This window comes from Pantoea sp. RG18, from assembly GCF_025910075.1.
Classification (GTDB): domain Bacteria; phylum Pseudomonadota; class Gammaproteobacteria; order Enterobacterales; family Enterobacteriaceae; genus Pantoea; species Pantoea agglomerans.
Genome location: NZ_JAPCIL010000007.1, coordinates 70,897 through 85,396, shown reverse-complemented (window position 1 = coordinate 85,396; position 14,500 = coordinate 70,897). Strand labels below are relative to the sequence as shown.

At 55.3% G+C, this 14,500-nt stretch carries 13 protein-coding genes; all 13 read left to right on the top strand.

Annotated elements, in window-relative coordinates; translation table 11 throughout:
- The first annotated feature begins 159 nt into the window (after positions 1-159).
- The 13 genes from sucA to tolB all read left to right on the top strand — a co-directional run bounded on the left by sucA (position 160) and on the right by tolB (position 14,476).
- Complete coding sequence (gene sucA, locus OK409_RS08935; RefSeq protein ID WP_010260738.1) at positions 160-2,967, top strand: 2-oxoglutarate dehydrogenase E1 component; 2,808 nt, start codon at positions 160-162, stop codon at positions 2,965-2,967.
- A 15-nt stretch (positions 2,968-2,982) separates the two neighbouring features.
- The gene (gene odhB / locus OK409_RS08930; RefSeq protein ID WP_010260740.1) at positions 2,983-4,206 is read left to right on the top strand and encodes a 2-oxoglutarate dehydrogenase complex dihydrolipoyllysine-residue succinyltransferase; all 1,224 of its coding nucleotides are present in this window, start codon (positions 2,983-2,985) and stop codon (positions 4,204-4,206) included.
- A 70-nt stretch (positions 4,207-4,276) separates the two neighbouring features.
- On the top strand, positions 4,277-5,443 hold the full coding sequence (gene sucC, locus OK409_RS08925) for an ADP-forming succinate--CoA ligase subunit beta (RefSeq protein WP_003853151.1): 1,167 nt from the start codon (positions 4,277-4,279) through the stop codon (positions 5,441-5,443).
- Complete coding sequence (gene sucD / locus OK409_RS08920) at positions 5,443-6,318, top strand: succinate--CoA ligase subunit alpha (protein WP_010260744.1); 876 nt, start codon at positions 5,443-5,445, stop codon at positions 6,316-6,318. Before sucC ends, sucD begins: the two co-directional genes overlap by 1 nt.
- A 574-nt stretch (positions 6,319-6,892) precedes the next feature.
- The gene (gene cydA, locus OK409_RS08915; RefSeq protein ID WP_192072507.1) at positions 6,893-8,464 is read left to right on the top strand and encodes a cytochrome ubiquinol oxidase subunit I; all 1,572 of its coding nucleotides are present in this window, start codon (positions 6,893-6,895) and stop codon (positions 8,462-8,464) included.
- 11 nt (positions 8,465-8,475) lie between these two features.
- Positions 8,476-9,615 carry a cytochrome d ubiquinol oxidase subunit II gene (cydB, locus tag OK409_RS08910; protein WP_010671299.1) on the top strand — a complete coding sequence of 380 codons (1,140 nt, stop codon included), beginning with the start codon at positions 8,476-8,478 and terminating at the stop codon, positions 9,613-9,615.
- A gap of 15 nt (positions 9,616-9,630) precedes the next feature.
- Positions 9,631-9,735: a cytochrome bd-I oxidase subunit CydX gene (gene cydX / locus OK409_RS08905; RefSeq protein WP_010260755.1), complete on the top strand. Its 105-nt coding sequence runs from the start codon at positions 9,631-9,633 to the stop codon at positions 9,733-9,735.
- Positions 9,735-10,028, top strand: coding sequence for a cyd operon protein YbgE (gene ybgE / locus OK409_RS08900; RefSeq protein WP_264366993.1), 294 nt, complete (start codon positions 9,735-9,737; stop codon positions 10,026-10,028). Before cydX ends, ybgE begins: the two co-directional genes overlap by 1 nt.
- A 178-nt stretch (positions 10,029-10,206) precedes the next feature.
- The gene (ybgC, locus tag OK409_RS08895) at positions 10,207-10,611 is read left to right on the top strand and encodes a tol-pal system-associated acyl-CoA thioesterase (protein WP_010260759.1); all 405 of its coding nucleotides are present in this window, start codon (positions 10,207-10,209) and stop codon (positions 10,609-10,611) included.
- Positions 10,608-11,294, top strand: a complete 687-nt coding sequence (gene tolQ, locus OK409_RS08890) for a Tol-Pal system protein TolQ (RefSeq protein WP_010260762.1) — start codon at positions 10,608-10,610, stop codon at positions 11,292-11,294. Before ybgC ends, tolQ begins: the two co-directional genes overlap by 4 nt.
- Before the next feature lie 13 nt (positions 11,295-11,307).
- Complete coding sequence (gene tolR, locus OK409_RS08885) at positions 11,308-11,736, top strand: colicin uptake protein TolR (protein ID WP_010260764.1); 429 nt, start codon at positions 11,308-11,310, stop codon at positions 11,734-11,736.
- 27 nt (positions 11,737-11,763) lie between these two features.
- Positions 11,764-13,065, top strand: coding sequence for a cell envelope integrity protein TolA (tolA, locus tag OK409_RS08880; RefSeq protein WP_163792456.1), 1,302 nt, complete (start codon positions 11,764-11,766; stop codon positions 13,063-13,065).
- A 115-nt stretch (positions 13,066-13,180) separates the two neighbouring features.
- Complete coding sequence (gene tolB / locus OK409_RS08875) at positions 13,181-14,476, top strand: Tol-Pal system beta propeller repeat protein TolB (protein WP_010260769.1); 1,296 nt, start codon at positions 13,181-13,183, stop codon at positions 14,474-14,476.
- The last annotated feature ends 24 nt before the right edge of the window (positions 14,477-14,500 follow it).

Below are 14,500 nucleotides of genomic sequence, written 5' to 3'. Positions count from 1 at the left end.
AAGCCTCTGTAAGCGCGGTGATTACCACGTTTACAAAGGTTCCCTTACGGGCCACGCGCGCTGCGCAAAGTGCTCGTATCGCTGAACTCACTACGGCAAACCGCGAAAGCGGCAACAAATGAAACCTCAAAAAAGCATAGCAATGCTTAAGGGATCACAATGCAGAACAGCGCGATGAAGCCCTGGCTGGACTCTTCCTGGCTGGCCGGCGCGAATCAGTCTTACATAGAGCAGCTCTATGAGGATTTCCTGACCGATCCTGACTCTGTCGATGCAGTGTGGCGCTCGATGTTCCAGCAGTTACCGGGCACCGGAATGAAACCTGAGCAGTTTCACTCCACCACACGTGAGTACTTCCGTCGCCTGGCGAAAGACGCATCTCGTTACACCTCATCTGTCTCCGATCCTGAAACCAACTCCAAGCAAGTAAAAGTGCTGCAGCTGATTAACGCGTTTCGTTTCCGCGGTCATCAGCACGCCAATCTTGACCCGCTTGGTCTGTGGAAACAGGACCGGGTAGCCGATCTCGATCCCGCTTTTCACGATCTGACCGAGGCCGATTTTCAGGAAAGCTTTAACGTCGGCTCTTTTGCCATTGGCAAAGAGACCATGAAGCTGGCCGAACTGTTCGAGGCGCTGACTCAGACTTACTGCGGCTCGATCGGTGCAGAATATATGCACATCAACAACACTGATGAGAAACGCTGGATTCAGCAGCGTCTTGAGTCCGTCGCGGGCCGTGCAGCCTTCAGCAATGAAGAGAAAAAAGGTTTCCTGAAAGAGCTGACCGCGGCCGAAGGGCTGGAAAAATATCTCGGAGCGAAATTCCCGGGTGCCAAACGCTTCTCGCTGGAAGGCGGCGATGCTCTGGTTCCGATGCTGCGCGAAATGATCCGTCATGCCGGTAAGAGCGGAACCCGTGAAGTCGTACTGGGTATGGCGCACCGTGGCCGTCTCAACGTGCTGATCAACGTGCTGGGTAAAAAGCCACAGGATCTGTTCGACGAGTTCGCCGGTAAGCACAAAGAGCATCTGGGCACCGGTGACGTGAAGTACCACATGGGCTTCTCGTCTGACGTGGAAACCGAAGGCGGCCTGGTTCACCTGGCGCTGGCGTTTAACCCGTCGCACCTGGAGATCGTCAGCCCGGTGGTCATGGGTTCAGTGCGTGCGCGTCTGGATCGTCTGGATGAGCCAGCCAGCAATAAAGTTTTACCGATCACCATTCATGGTGATGCGGCCGTGATTGGCCAGGGCGTGGTTCAGGAAACCCTGAACATGTCACAGGCGCGCGGTTATGAAGTGGGCGGTACCGTTCGCATCGTCATCAACAACCAGGTTGGCTTCACCACCTCCAACCCGAAAGATGCGCGTTCGACCCCTTACTGCACCGATATCGGCAAAATGGTGCTGGCACCGATTTTCCACGTCAATGCTGACGATCCGGAAGCGGTCGCGTTTGTGACCCGACTGGCGCTCGACTATCGCAACACCTTTAAGCGTGATGTGTTTATCGATCTGGTCTGCTATCGCCGTCATGGTCACAACGAGGCGGATGAGCCAAGTGCGACCCAGCCGCTGATGTACCAGAAAATCAAAAAACACCCGACGCCGCGTAAAATCTATGCCGACCGTCTGGAAGGTGAGGCCATTGCCACGCAGGAAGATGCGACCGAAATGGTCAATCTCTACCGTGACGCGCTGGATGCGGGTGAGTGTGTGGTGCCGGAATGGCGTCCAATGAGCCTGCACTCCTTTACCTGGTCACCTTACCTGAATCATGAGTGGGATGAACCTTACCCGGCTCAGGTCGACATGAAACGTCTGAAGGAGCTGGCGCTGCGTATCAGCCAGGTGCCTGAAGAGGTGGAAGTGCAGTCACGTGTTGCCAAGATTTACAACGACCGTCGTCTGATGGCTGAAGGCGAGAAAGCCTTTGACTGGGGCGGCGCGGAAAACCTGGCATACGCCACGCTGGTTGATGAAGGCATTCCGGTACGTCTGTCGGGTGAAGATACCGGTCGCGGAACCTTCTTCCATCGTCACGCGGTAGTCCATAACCAGGCGAACGGCTCAACCTATACCCCTCTGCACCACGTGCACAGCGGACAGGGTCAGTTCAAGGTGTGGGACTCCGTGCTGTCAGAAGAGGCGGTACTGGCCTTTGAATATGGTTATGCCACCGCAGAGCCGCGCATCCTGACCATCTGGGAAGCGCAGTTTGGTGACTTCGCCAACGGCGCACAGGTTGTTATCGACCAGTTCATCAGCTCCGGTGAGCAGAAATGGGGCCGGATGTGTGGCCTGGTGATGCTGCTGCCGCACGGTTATGAAGGTCAGGGGCCAGAGCACTCCTCTGCGCGCCTGGAACGTTATCTGCAACTCTGCGCTGAGCAGAACATGCAGGTCTGCGTGCCGTCTACCCCTGCGCAGGTTTACCATATGCTGCGTCGTCAGGCGCTGCGCGGTATGCGCCGTCCGCTGATTGTGATGTCGCCGAAATCACTGCTGCGTCATCCGCTGGCGATCTCCACGCTGGATGAACTGGCTAACGGCAGCTTCCAGCCTGCGATTGGCGAAGTCGATGATCTGGATCCGCAGGGCGTGAAACGCGTCGTGCTGTGCTCCGGTAAAGTCTATTACGACCTGCTGGAGCAGCGTCGTAAAAATGAGCAGACCGATGTGGCTATCGTGCGCATCGAGCAGCTCTATCCGTTCCCGCATCACGCGGTACAGGAAGCATTAAAAGCGTATGCTCACGTGCAGGATTTTGTCTGGTGTCAGGAAGAGCCACTGAATCAGGGCGCCTGGTATTGCAGTCAGCATCATTTCCGTGAAGTTGTGCCGTTTGGTGCCACTTTACGTTATGCAGGCCGCCCGGCATCCGCCTCACCGGCCGTGGGTTACATGTCCGTACACCAACAACAGCAGCAAGACCTGGTTAATGACGCGCTGAACGTTAATTAATTAAAAGGAAAGATAATGAGTAGCGTAGATATTCTCGTTCCCGACCTGCCTGAATCGGTTGCCGATGCCTCTGTGGCAACCTGGCATAAAAAACCAGGCGATGCAGTCACTCGCGATGAAGTGCTGGTCGAAATCGAAACTGACAAAGTTGTACTGGAAGTGCCAGCCTCGGCGGACGGTATCCTGGAAGCCGTTCTGGAAGAAGAGGGCGCCACCGTCACTTCCCGCCAGATCCTGGGTCGTCTGAAAGAGGGCAACAGCGCCGGTAAAGAGAGCAGCGCGAAGTCTGAAAGCAAAGAGTCTACCCCGGCTCAGCGTCAGACTGCGTCACTGGAAGAAGAGAGCAACGATGCGCTCAGCCCGGCTATCCGCCGTCTGATTGCAGAGCACAATCTTGATGCCTCACAGATCAAAGGCAGCGGTGTTGGCGGTCGTCTGACCCGTGAAGATGTTGAAAAACATCTGGCCAACAAACCGCAGGCTGCCAAAGCCGCTGCGCCAGCTGCTGATGCGGCCGCCGCGCAGCAGCCAGTGGCTAACCGCAGCGAAAAACGCGTGCCGATGACCCGTCTGCGTAAGCGTGTTGCCGAGCGTCTGCTGGAAGCGAAGAACAGCACCGCGATGCTGACCACCTTCAACGAAATCAACATGAAGCCCATCATGGATCTGCGTAAGCAGTATGGTGAGGCCTTCGAGAAGCGTCACGGTGTACGTCTGGGCTTTATGTCCTTCTACATCAAAGCGGTTGTTGAAGCGCTGAAACGCTATCCGGAAGTGAATGCTTCTATCGATGGTGAAGATGTGGTTTACCACAACTACTTCGACGTCAGCATTGCGGTCTCTACGCCACGTGGTCTGGTTACACCCGTCCTGCGTGACGTGGATGCGCTGAGCATGGCGGACATCGAGAAGAAAATCAAAGAGCTGGCAGTGAAAGGCCGTGACGGCAAACTGACAGTTGAGGATCTGACCGGCGGTAACTTTACCATCACCAACGGCGGCGTCTTTGGTTCACTGATGTCCACCCCGATCATCAACCCACCGCAGAGCGCCATCCTGGGCATGCACGCCATCAAAGATCGCCCGATGGCGGTCAATGGTCAGGTTGTGGTGCTGCCGATGATGTATCTGGCGCTCTCCTACGACCACCGTCTGATCGATGGCCGTGAATCAGTTGGTTATCTGGTTGCAGTGAAAGAGATGCTGGAAGATCCGGCGCGCCTGCTGCTGGATGTCTGATTTTCACCGGGCGCGCCTTGCCGCGCGCCCAACCTCATTACTCTTTTCAGACCTGAATGGATAGAACATCATGAACTTACACGAATACCAGGCGAAACAACTGTTTGCACGGTATGGTATGCCGGCACCAACGGGTTACGCCTGTACTACACCACGTGAAGCGGAAGAAGCAGCCTCTAAAATTGGCGCAGGCCCGTGGGTAGTTAAATGTCAGGTTCATGCCGGTGGCCGCGGTAAAGCGGGCGGTGTGAAAGTGGTTAACAGCAAAGAAGAGATTCGCGCTTTTGCTGAAAACTGGCTGGGCAAACGCCTGGTTACCTATCAGACAGACGCAAACGGCCAGCCGGTAAACCAGATTCTGGTTGAAGCGGCGACCGATATCGATCAGGAGCTCTATCTGGGCGCTGTGGTCGATCGCGCAACGCGTCGCGTAATTTTCATGGCCTCCACTGAAGGCGGCGTGGAAATTGAAAAAGTGGCGGAAGAGACCCCGCACCTGATCCACAAAATGGCGCTGGATCCACTGACTGGCCCGCAGCCTTATCAGGGCCGTGAGCTGGCGTTCAAACTTGGCCTGACCGGCAAGCTGGTTGGCCAGTTCACCAAGATCTTCATGGGTCTGGCGACACTGTTCCTGGAGCGCGATCTGGCGATGGTTGAGATCAACCCGCTGGTGATCACCAAACAGGGCGACCTGATCTGCCTGGATGGCAAACTGGGTGCCGATGGCAATGCCCTGTTCCGTCAGCCAGAGCTGCGCGAAATGCGCGATCCAAGCCAGGAAGATCCACGTGAAGCCCATGCGACACAGTGGGAACTGAACTATGTTGCGCTGGAAGGCAACATCGGTTGTATGGTTAACGGCGCAGGTCTGGCGATGGGCACCATGGACATCGTTAAACACCACGGCGGTCAACCGGCCAACTTCCTTGATGTCGGCGGCGGCGCAACCAAAGAGCGCGTGACCGAAGCCTTCAAAATCATCCTGTCTGACGATGCGGTTAAAGCCGTATTCGTTAACATCTTCGGCGGTATCGTACGCTGCGACCTGATTGCCGACGGCATCATCGGCGCAGTCGCTGAAGTGGGTGTGAACGTGCCAGTTGTGGTACGTCTGGAAGGTAACAACGCCGAGCTGGGCGCCCAGAAACTGGCGGACAGCGGTCTGAACATCATTGCAGCAACCAGCCTGACAGACGCCGCACAGCGTGTTGTTGCTGCCGCGGAGGGTAAATAATGTCCATTCTGATCGACAAAAACACCAAAGTCATTTGCCAGGGTTTCACCGGTGGCCAGGGGACTTTCCATTCTGAGCAGGCGCTGGCATACGGCACCCAACTGGTTGGCGGCGTGACGCCAGGCAAAGGTGGCACGACCCATCTCGGCCTGCCGGTGTTCAACACCGTTCGCGAAGCGGTAGAAGCAACCGGCGCGACCGCCACTGTGATCTACGTTCCGGCTCCTTTCTGTAAAGATGGCATCCTGGAAGCGATCGACGCGGGCATCAAACTGATCATCACCATTACCGAAGGCATCCCGACCCTGGATATGCTGACCGTGAAAGTGAAGCTGGATGAAGCAGGCGTGCGGATGATCGGTCCAAACTGCCCAGGCGTTATCACCCCAGGCGAATGTAAAATCGGCATCATGCCGGGCCACATTCACCAGCCGGGCCGCGTCGGTATCGTGTCACGTTCAGGCACCCTGACCTATGAAGCGGTTAAGCAGACCACGGATATCGGCTACGGCCAGTCAACCTGCGTTGGCATCGGTGGTGACCCGATCCCAGGCTCTAACTTCATCGACATCCTGAAAATGTTCCAGGATGATCCACAGACTGAAGTTATCGTGATGATTGGTGAGATCGGCGGTAGCGCAGAAGAAGAAGCTGCAGCCTTCATTAAAGAGCACGTGACCAAGCCGGTTGTAGGCTACATTGCTGGCGTCACCGCGCCGAAAGGCAAGCGTATGGGCCATGCTGGCGCCATCATTGCCGGTGGTAAAGGTACAGCAGATGAGAAATTTGCTGCGCTGGAAGCGGCAGGCGTGAAAACCGTCCGCAGCCTGGCAGATATCGGTGACGCAGTTAAAGCCGTATTACCTGCTAAATAAGTCAGCGTCATCTGAGACTAAGCCACCTTCGGGTGGCTTTTTTTATGCCTGTAAATGAGAGCTATAACGCAGGAAGCTAAAGAGAAGAGTGCGCGGTAAAATAGCTGGCCCGCGGCTCATCACGTTAAGAAAAAGTGTCAAAGGTAAATTATTCCTTCGCGCTTTATTTCATTACTGACATCTCATTAACAAGAAACCTACCTGACCCCATTTGGAAACTTATTGCGTTAATCCAGATCAATTAATTGCGACTTATATCCAACTATATCTCTGGCAAAGCGCAACGCTAAGGGCGTAAATTGCGCTGCATCAATCCAGCCTTTTACACAAATTTTCAAACGTCTGCTCAACCCGGGATAACACCCGCTTTCCTCCTGTTAAAGCACGCGTTAACGAAAGCGCTGATTGACAATTTTCTGAGCTGCTTCATTCGCTACTCGCCTGTTCGGGCAGCTCACAGACCTGTTCTGCGGGTAATAAAAAACTGGAATCAATAAACAGTCGTTGCTGACTCTGATTGCGTTCGATCTGTTCGCGCGCGTGACGGAGACAAAGCGAGGAGCAAGGAGTCCTTATGTTAGATATCGTCGAGCTGTCGCGGTTACAGTTTGCCTTAACGGCGATGTACCATTTTCTGTTCGTCCCTTTAACGCTGGGTATGGCGTTCTTGCTGGCGATCATGGAAACGGTATATGTCCTGAGCGGCAAACAAATCTATAAAGATATGACGAAGTTCTGGGGCAAGTTATTTGGTATTAACTTTGCGCTGGGTGTCGCCACCGGCCTGACCATGGAATTTCAGTTCGGGACTAACTGGTCATATTACTCTCACTACGTCGGCGATATCTTCGGCGCGCCGCTCGCCATCGAAGGTCTGATGGCGTTCTTCCTGGAATCCACCTTTGTTGGCCTGTTCTTTTTTGGCTGGGATCGCCTGGGCAAAGTGCAGCACCTCGCCGTCACCTGGCTGGTGGCGCTGGGCTCAAACATGTCGGCGCTGTGGATTCTGGTGGCTAACGGCTGGATGCAGAATCCGATCGCCTCTGAGTTCAACTTCGAAACCATGCGCATGGAGATGGTCAGCTTCTCAGAGCTGGTGCTGAACCCGGTCGCGCAGGTGAAATTCGTGCACACCGTGGCAGCCGGTTACACCACCGGTGCGATGTTTATTATGGGCATCAGCGCCTGGTACATGCTGAAAGGCCGTGACTTCGCCTTTGCTAAACGCTCGTTCGCTATCGCGGCCAGCTTTGGCATGGCGGCGGTGCTGTCAGTCATCGTTCTGGGCGATGAGTCAGGTTACGAAATGGGTGACGTGCAGAAAACCAAACTGGCCGCTATCGAAGCGGAGTGGGAAACCCAGCCGGCACCGGCCTCGTTTACCCTGTTTGGCCTGCCCGATCAGGCAACTCAGGAGAACCGATACGCAGTACAGATCCCCTGGCTGCTGGGCCTGATCGCCACCCGATCTACCGATACGCCGGTAACCGGCCTGAAAGATCTGATGGCACAGCATGAAGTGCGCATCCGCAACGGCATGAAAGCCTATGGCCTGCTGAATGAGCTGCGCGGTGGCAGCCAGGATCCGGCGGTGCGTGACGCGTTCAACAGTCACAAACAGGATCTCGGCTACGGTCTGCTACTGAAGCGTTATACCGACAACGTGGCTGATGCGACCGAAGCGCAGATTAAACAGGCGACGCAGGACTCTATCCCGCGTGTCGCCCCGCTCTATTTTGCCTTCCGCATCATGGTGCTGTGTGGCGTACTGCTGCTGGGCATTATCGCGCTGGCGTTCTGGAGCGTACTGCGTAACCGCATCGGTAAAAATCGCTGGTTACTGAAAGCGGCGCTGTTTGGTATTCCGCTGCCGTGGATCGCTATCGAATCAGGCTGGTTTGTGGCGGAGTATGGTCGTCAGCCCTGGGCTATCGGTGAAGTTCTGCCGACTGCGGTAGCCAACTCCTCCCTGACCGTTGGCGATCTGCTGTTCTCCATGATCCTGATCTGCGGACTCTACACAATGTTCCTGGTGGCTGAGATGTACCTAATGTTCAAATTCGCCCGCCTTGGGCCGAGCAGCCTGAAAACCGGGCGTTATCATCATGAGCAGATCACGGCAATCACCCAGCCGGTACAGGGATAAGGAGAGCGACCATGTTTGATTATGAAGTTCTGCGCTTTGTCTGGTGGCTGTTGATTGGCGTACTGCTGATTGGCTTTGCCGTCGCAGATGGTTTTGATATGGGTGTCGGGATGCTGACGCGCATTCTGGGCCGGAATGATACTGAACGTCGCATCATGATTAACAGTATCGCTCCACACTGGGACGGTAACCAGGTCTGGCTGATCACCGCAGGTGGCGCGCTGTTTGCCGCCTGGCCGATGGTCTACGCGGCAGCCTTCTCTGGCTTCTACGTGGCGATGATTCTGGTGCTCGCGTCGCTGTTCTTCCGTCCGGTTGGCTTCGATTACCGTTCGAAGATTGAAGACAATCGCTGGCGCGGTGCCTGGGACTGGGGGATTTTCATTGGCAGCTTCGTGCCGCCGCTGGTGATTGGCGTAGCGTTTGGCAACCTGTTACAGGGCGTGCCGTTCCATGCCGATGAGTATCTGCGCCTGTTCTATACCGGTAACTTCTTCCAGCTGCTGAATCCGTTTGGGCTGCTGGCGGGTGTGGTCAGTGTGGCGATGATTCTGGTGCAGGGTGCAACCTATCTGCAGATGCGCACTACCGGCGAACTGCATCTGCGTTCACGCACCGCAGCACAACTTGCCGCCCTGGTGATGATGGTCTGCTTTATCCTGGCGGGCGTCTGGGTGAAATATGGTATCGATGGTTATGTGGTGACCAGCACTATGGATCACTTCGCCGCCTCTAACCCACTGGGCAAAACCGTGGTGCGCGAAGCGGGTGCCTGGATGGTCAACTTCCAGAACCACCCTGTGTTGTGGCTGTTCCCGCTGCTGGGCGCTGTGCTGCCGCTGCTGACCATACTCTGCTCGCGGGTTGAGAAGGGCGCCTGGGCGTTCCTGTTCTCCTCACTGACGCTGGCCTGCGTCATCATGACAGCCGGTATTGCAATGTTCCCGTTCATCATGCCATCCAGCACGGTGCCGGGTGTGAGCCTGACCATGTGGGACGCAACGTCCAGCCTGCTGACGCTGCAAACCATGACCGTTGCCGCCGCTATCTTTGTGCCGATCATTCTGGCCTACACCACCTGGTGCTACTGGAAGATGTTTGGTCGTATCACCAAAGAGCATATTGAAAGCAACAGTCACTCACTCTATTAATTAAGGAGACGTCGCATGTGGTATTTTGCCTGGATTCTCGGCACGTTGCTGGCCTGTGCCTTTGGTATCGTGACCGCGCTGGCGATTGAGCACATTGAAGCGCAGGATGAGCCTCACTGATGCGAACGCTAATTCGGATGCTGTATGATCTGATGGATAAGGGCCCGTTACGGGCCCTTTCACTGCTGCTGGCGCTGCTGACCGCAGGCGGCGTGATGTGGGATCCGACACGCTTTGCCAATCAGGCAGGCCATTTACCGGCTCTGCAGGGGCTGGTGCTGATCTGGGCGGTCTGCAGTGGGGTGATCCACGGTGTGGGCTTCCGGCCACAGAAAACCCGATGGCAGGCGCTGTTTGCCCCGTTACCCGCCATGCTGGTGCTATTTATTGCGCTTTACCGTTTTTATCTTTAAGACCCCGCCTCATCGGCGCTGTCAGTGAATTTTTGTCAGCGTCTGGTCAATTAATCTCCCTGAAATCGTTCCGTTTGTTACGGAGCGATAATTATTTTCGCCTGGCTCTGACGAGCCATTCCCAACCCCAATTCTCTTGCGTATAGTAACAACGTTTAAAACGAGGCCGGGATGTAGAGTGAGTACAACGCTGTTTCGCTGGCCGGTTCGGGTCTACTACGAAGATACTGATGCCGGTGGTGTGGTTTATCACGCCAGCTATATCGCTTTTTATGAACGAGCACGTACTGAAATGTTGCGACAGCACCATTTTAATCAGCAGACGCTGTTAGAACAGCAGATCGCTTTTGTGGTACGGCGTATATCGGTGGACTATCTGGCGGCGGCGCGTCTTGATGACCTTCTGGAGATCCAGAGCGAGGTCACATCAATGACACGGGCTACCATGACGTTCACTCAGCGTATCGTGAATACTGAAGGCAAAGTGCTCAATGAGGCAGAAGTCCTGATTGCCTGCATTAACCCACATCTAATGAAGCCGATTGCGCTTCCCAAGTCTATTGTCGCGGAGTTCAAGCAGTGACTGACATGAACATTCTTGATTTGTTCCTGAAGGCGAGCCTTCTGGTCAAACTTATCATGTTGATTTTGATCGGCTTTTCTATTGCCTCCTGGGCCATCATTATTCAGCGCACACGTATTCTGAATGCGGCGGGAAGAGAAGCGGAGGCGTTTGAAGACAAATTCTGGTCCGGCATCGAACTCTCGCGCCTCTATCAGGAGAGCCAGGAGCGCCGGGAAGAACTGGGCGGTTCGGAGCAGATTTTCTATTCCGGCTTTAAAGAGTTCGCCCGCCTGCATCGCGCCAACAGCCATGCGCCGGAAGCGGTCATTGATGGTGCGAGCCGTGCGATGCGTATCTCAATGAACCGTGAGCTTGAAGCGCTGGAAAACCACATTCCATTCCTCGGCACCGTCGGTTCTATCAGCCCTTATATCGGACTGTTCGGCACCGTCTGGGGGATCATGCACGCCTTTATCGCACTGGGTGCCGTGAAGCAGGCAACCCTGCAGATGGTTGCACCGGGTATCGCTGAAGCGTTGATTGCGACCGCTATCGGTCTGTTTGCCGCGATTCCGGCGGTGATGGCGTACAACCGTCTGAACCAGCGCGTGAACAAACTGGAGCAGGGCTACGACAACTTCATGGAAGAGTTCACTGCCATTCTGCATCGCCAGGCTTTCTCCAGCGATAGCGCTAAGTAAATAGAGGTTAATGATGGCCAGAGTACGTGGTCGCAAACGCCGCGACCTGAAGTCGGAAATCAACATCGTTCCGCTACTGGACGTCCTGTTGGTGCTGTTGCTGATCTTCATGGCAACGGCGCCCATTATTACCCAGAGCGTGGAAGTGGATCTGCCTGATGCGACCGATTCGAAAACCGTTGCCAGCGATGATAATCCGCCGGTGATTGTCGAAGTGGCGGGCGTGGGTCAGTACAGCCTGGTCGTGGATCACGATCGTATGGATCAACTTCCGCCAGAGCAGGTAATCAGCGAAGCGCAGCGTCGACTGGAAGCGAATCCTAAGACGGTCTTTTTGATCGGGGGCGCGAAAGAGGTGCCTTACGATGAAATTATTAAAGCGCTCAACCTGCTGCACCAGGCGGGTGTTAAATCTGTCGGTTTGATGACGCAGCCGATTTAAAATCGAACCGTTTTTTGGGAACCGAGTGTGTCGAAGGCAACCGAGCAAAACGAGAAGTTAAAGCGCGCGATAATCATTTCGGTGATTCTGCATATCGTGCTGATCGCGCTGCTGATTTGGAGCTCGTTTAATGAGCACATTGACGCCAGCAGTGCGGGTGGCGGAGGCAGTGATATTGATGCAGTGATGGTCGATCCCGGTGCCGTCGTGAGTCAATACAATCGTCAGCAGAACCAGCAAAGTGACAGCCAGCGGGCTGAGCAGCAGCGTAAAAAGCAGGCGCAGCAGCAGGCTGAAGAGCTGCAACAGAAACAGGCTGCTGAACAGCAGCGTCTGAAAGCGCTGGAAAAAGAGCGTTTAGCCGCGCAGGAAACCGCGAAAGAAGAGGCGAAACAGCAGGCTGAGCAGCAGAAAGCTGCCGAAGACGCTGCTAAGCAGGCGCAGGAGCAGCAAAAAACGGCGGAAGCGGCGGCTGCCAAAGCCAAAGCGGATGCAAAAGCTCAGGCAGATGCGCAGGCAAAAGCCGCGGCTGAGCAGGCGAAACAGGCCGCAGCCGAAGCAAAGAAGCAGGCTGATCAGCAGGCGAAAGCCGCCGCTGCCGCTGCTGCAAAAGAGAAAGCCGTTGCGGAAGCGAAGGCGAAATCTGAAGCAGATGCAAAAGCCGCGGCTGAGGCCAAAGTGAAAGCGGCGGCGGATGCCAAAGCCAAAGCGGCTGAAGAGGCTAAAGAAAAAGCAGCTGAGGCCAAAGAAAAAGCCGCAGAGGCGGCGAAAGAGAAAGCCGCAGAAGCCGCAAAAGAGAAAGCGGAAGCGGCTAAAGAGGCCGCCAAAGAGAAGGCGGAAGCTGCCGCGAAAGCGAAAGCCGATGCCGCGGCGAAAGCCAAAGCCGATGCTGCCGCAAAGGCCAAAGCGGATGCTAAAGCGAAAGCCGCCGCCGATGCTGCCAACGACAGCGATGTCGATGATTTGCTGGGTGGACTCGCTTCCGGTAAAAATGCACCGAAAAGCGGCACCTCTGGCGGCGCAGCAGGGCAGGGAAACCAGAAGAAAGCGGGTGCATCAGGCGCGGAAATCAACTCCTACATGGGTCAGGTTGTGAGTGCGATTCAGAGCCGATTCTATGATGCGGATCTGTATCGCGGAAAAACCTGTGATTTGCGGATTAAACTTGCGCCTGATGGCTTGTTGATTGATGTTAAGTCAGAGGGTGGCGATCCCGCGCTCTGTCAGGCCGCGATTGCTGCCGCAAAACAGGCACGTATTCCGAAGCCGCCTTCGCAGGCGGTCTACGAAGTGTTTAAAAACGCCCCAATGCGTTTTAAACCGCAATAATGCAGTAACGGGCGGCAAGTTGATCTATGTTTAGCGTGCCGTACTTAAGTTGTACTCGTGGTTTCCAGGAACAGTGCCAATTATCGTGGACTGAGGTTCAGATAAGGGAGATAAAATGAAGCAAGCTCTTCGCGTTACGTTAGGCTTTTTTATCCTGCTGTGGGCAGCCATGCTGCATGCAGAAGTTCGAATTGAGATCACCCAGGGTGTCAACACTGCGCGCCCGATTGGCGTGGTGCCGTTTAAATGGGCCGGTGCTGGCGCAGCGCCGGAAGATATCGGCGGCATCGTTGCAGCTGACCTGCGCAACAGTGGCAAATTTAATCCACTGGATCGCTCGCGTCTGCCACAGCAGCCTGCCAGCGCGCAGGAAGTTCAGCCTGCCGCGTGGAGTGCACTCGGCATTGATGCCGTGGTCGTCGGTCAGGTCGCGTCTAACCCGGATGGCAGCTATCAGGTTTCGTACCAGCTGGTCGACACCGGCGGTGCACCAGGTACCGTGCTGGCTCAAAACAGTTATAAAGTGACGAAGCAGTGGCTGCGTTATGCCGCTCACACGGCCAGTGACGAAACGTTCCTGAAGCTGACCGGCATCAAGGGCGCTTTCCGTACCCGTATCGCCTATGTGGTGCAGACCAACGGCGGCCAGTTCCCGTATGAACTGCGCGTTGCTGACTACGATGGTTACAACCAGTTTGTCGTGCATCGTTCACCACAGCCGCTGATGTCGCCAGCCTGGTCTCCGGATGGCAGCAAAGTCGCTTATGTGACCTTTGAAAGCGGCAAATCTGCGCTGGTGGTTCAGACGCTGTCGAACGGCGCTATCCGTCAGATCGCCTCCTATCCACGTCACAACGGTGCCCCAGCGTTCTCGCCGGATGGCTCTAAACTGGCGTTCGCGCTTTCTAAAACCGGCAGCCTGAACCTCTATGTTATGGATCTGGCCTCAGGTCAGACGCGTCAGATTACCGATGGTCGCTATAACAGCACCGAACCGACCTGGTTCCCGGACAGCCAGACGCTGGCTTACACCTCCGATCAGGCTGGTGCTCCACAAATCTACAAAGTCGGACTTAACGGTGGCGCGCCACAACGTATTACCTGGGAAGGCGGTCAGAACCAGGATGCGGATGTCGCAACAGATGGTAAGTCTATGGTGATGATTAGCACCAACGGTGGTGCTCAACACGTCGCCAAACAGGATCTGGAAACGGGAGCCGTTCAAACGTTAACGGACACGTTCCTGGATGAAACGCCGAGCCTGGCACCCAATGGCACAATGGTAATCTACAGCTCTACTCAGGGTATGGGTTCCGTGTTGCAGTTGGTTTCTACCGACGGCCGTTTCAAAGCGCGTCTTCCGGCAACTGATGGACAGGTAAAATTTCCTGCCTGGTCGCCGTATCTGTAATGTCTGACAGTTCAGACATCACAA

Excerpts from the sequence above, each read along its gene's own strand:
- sucA (WP_010260738.1), top strand. The coding sequence starts at position 160 with ATGCAGAACAGCGCGATGAAGCCCTGGCTGGACTCTTCCTGGCTGGCC.
- odhB (WP_010260740.1), top strand. The coding sequence starts at position 2,983 with ATGAGTAGCGTAGATATTCTCGTTCCCGACCTGCCTGAATCGGTTGCC.
- sucC (WP_003853151.1), top strand. The coding sequence starts at position 4,277 with ATGAACTTACACGAATACCAGGCGAAACAACTGTTTGCACGGTATGGT.
- sucD (WP_010260744.1), top strand. The coding sequence starts at position 5,443 with ATGTCCATTCTGATCGACAAAAACACCAAAGTCATTTGCCAGGGTTTC.
- cydA (WP_192072507.1), top strand. The coding sequence starts at position 6,893 with ATGTTAGATATCGTCGAGCTGTCGCGGTTACAGTTTGCCTTAACGGCG.
- cydB (WP_010671299.1), top strand. The coding sequence starts at position 8,476 with ATGTTTGATTATGAAGTTCTGCGCTTTGTCTGGTGGCTGTTGATTGGC.
- cydX (WP_010260755.1), top strand. The coding sequence starts at position 9,631 with ATGTGGTATTTTGCCTGGATTCTCGGCACGTTGCTGGCCTGTGCCTTT.
- ybgE (WP_264366993.1), top strand. The coding sequence starts at position 9,735 with ATGCGAACGCTAATTCGGATGCTGTATGATCTGATGGATAAGGGCCCG.
- tolR (WP_010260764.1), top strand. The coding sequence starts at position 11,308 with ATGGCCAGAGTACGTGGTCGCAAACGCCGCGACCTGAAGTCGGAAATC.
- tolB (WP_010260769.1), top strand. The coding sequence starts at position 13,181 with ATGAAGCAAGCTCTTCGCGTTACGTTAGGCTTTTTTATCCTGCTGTGG.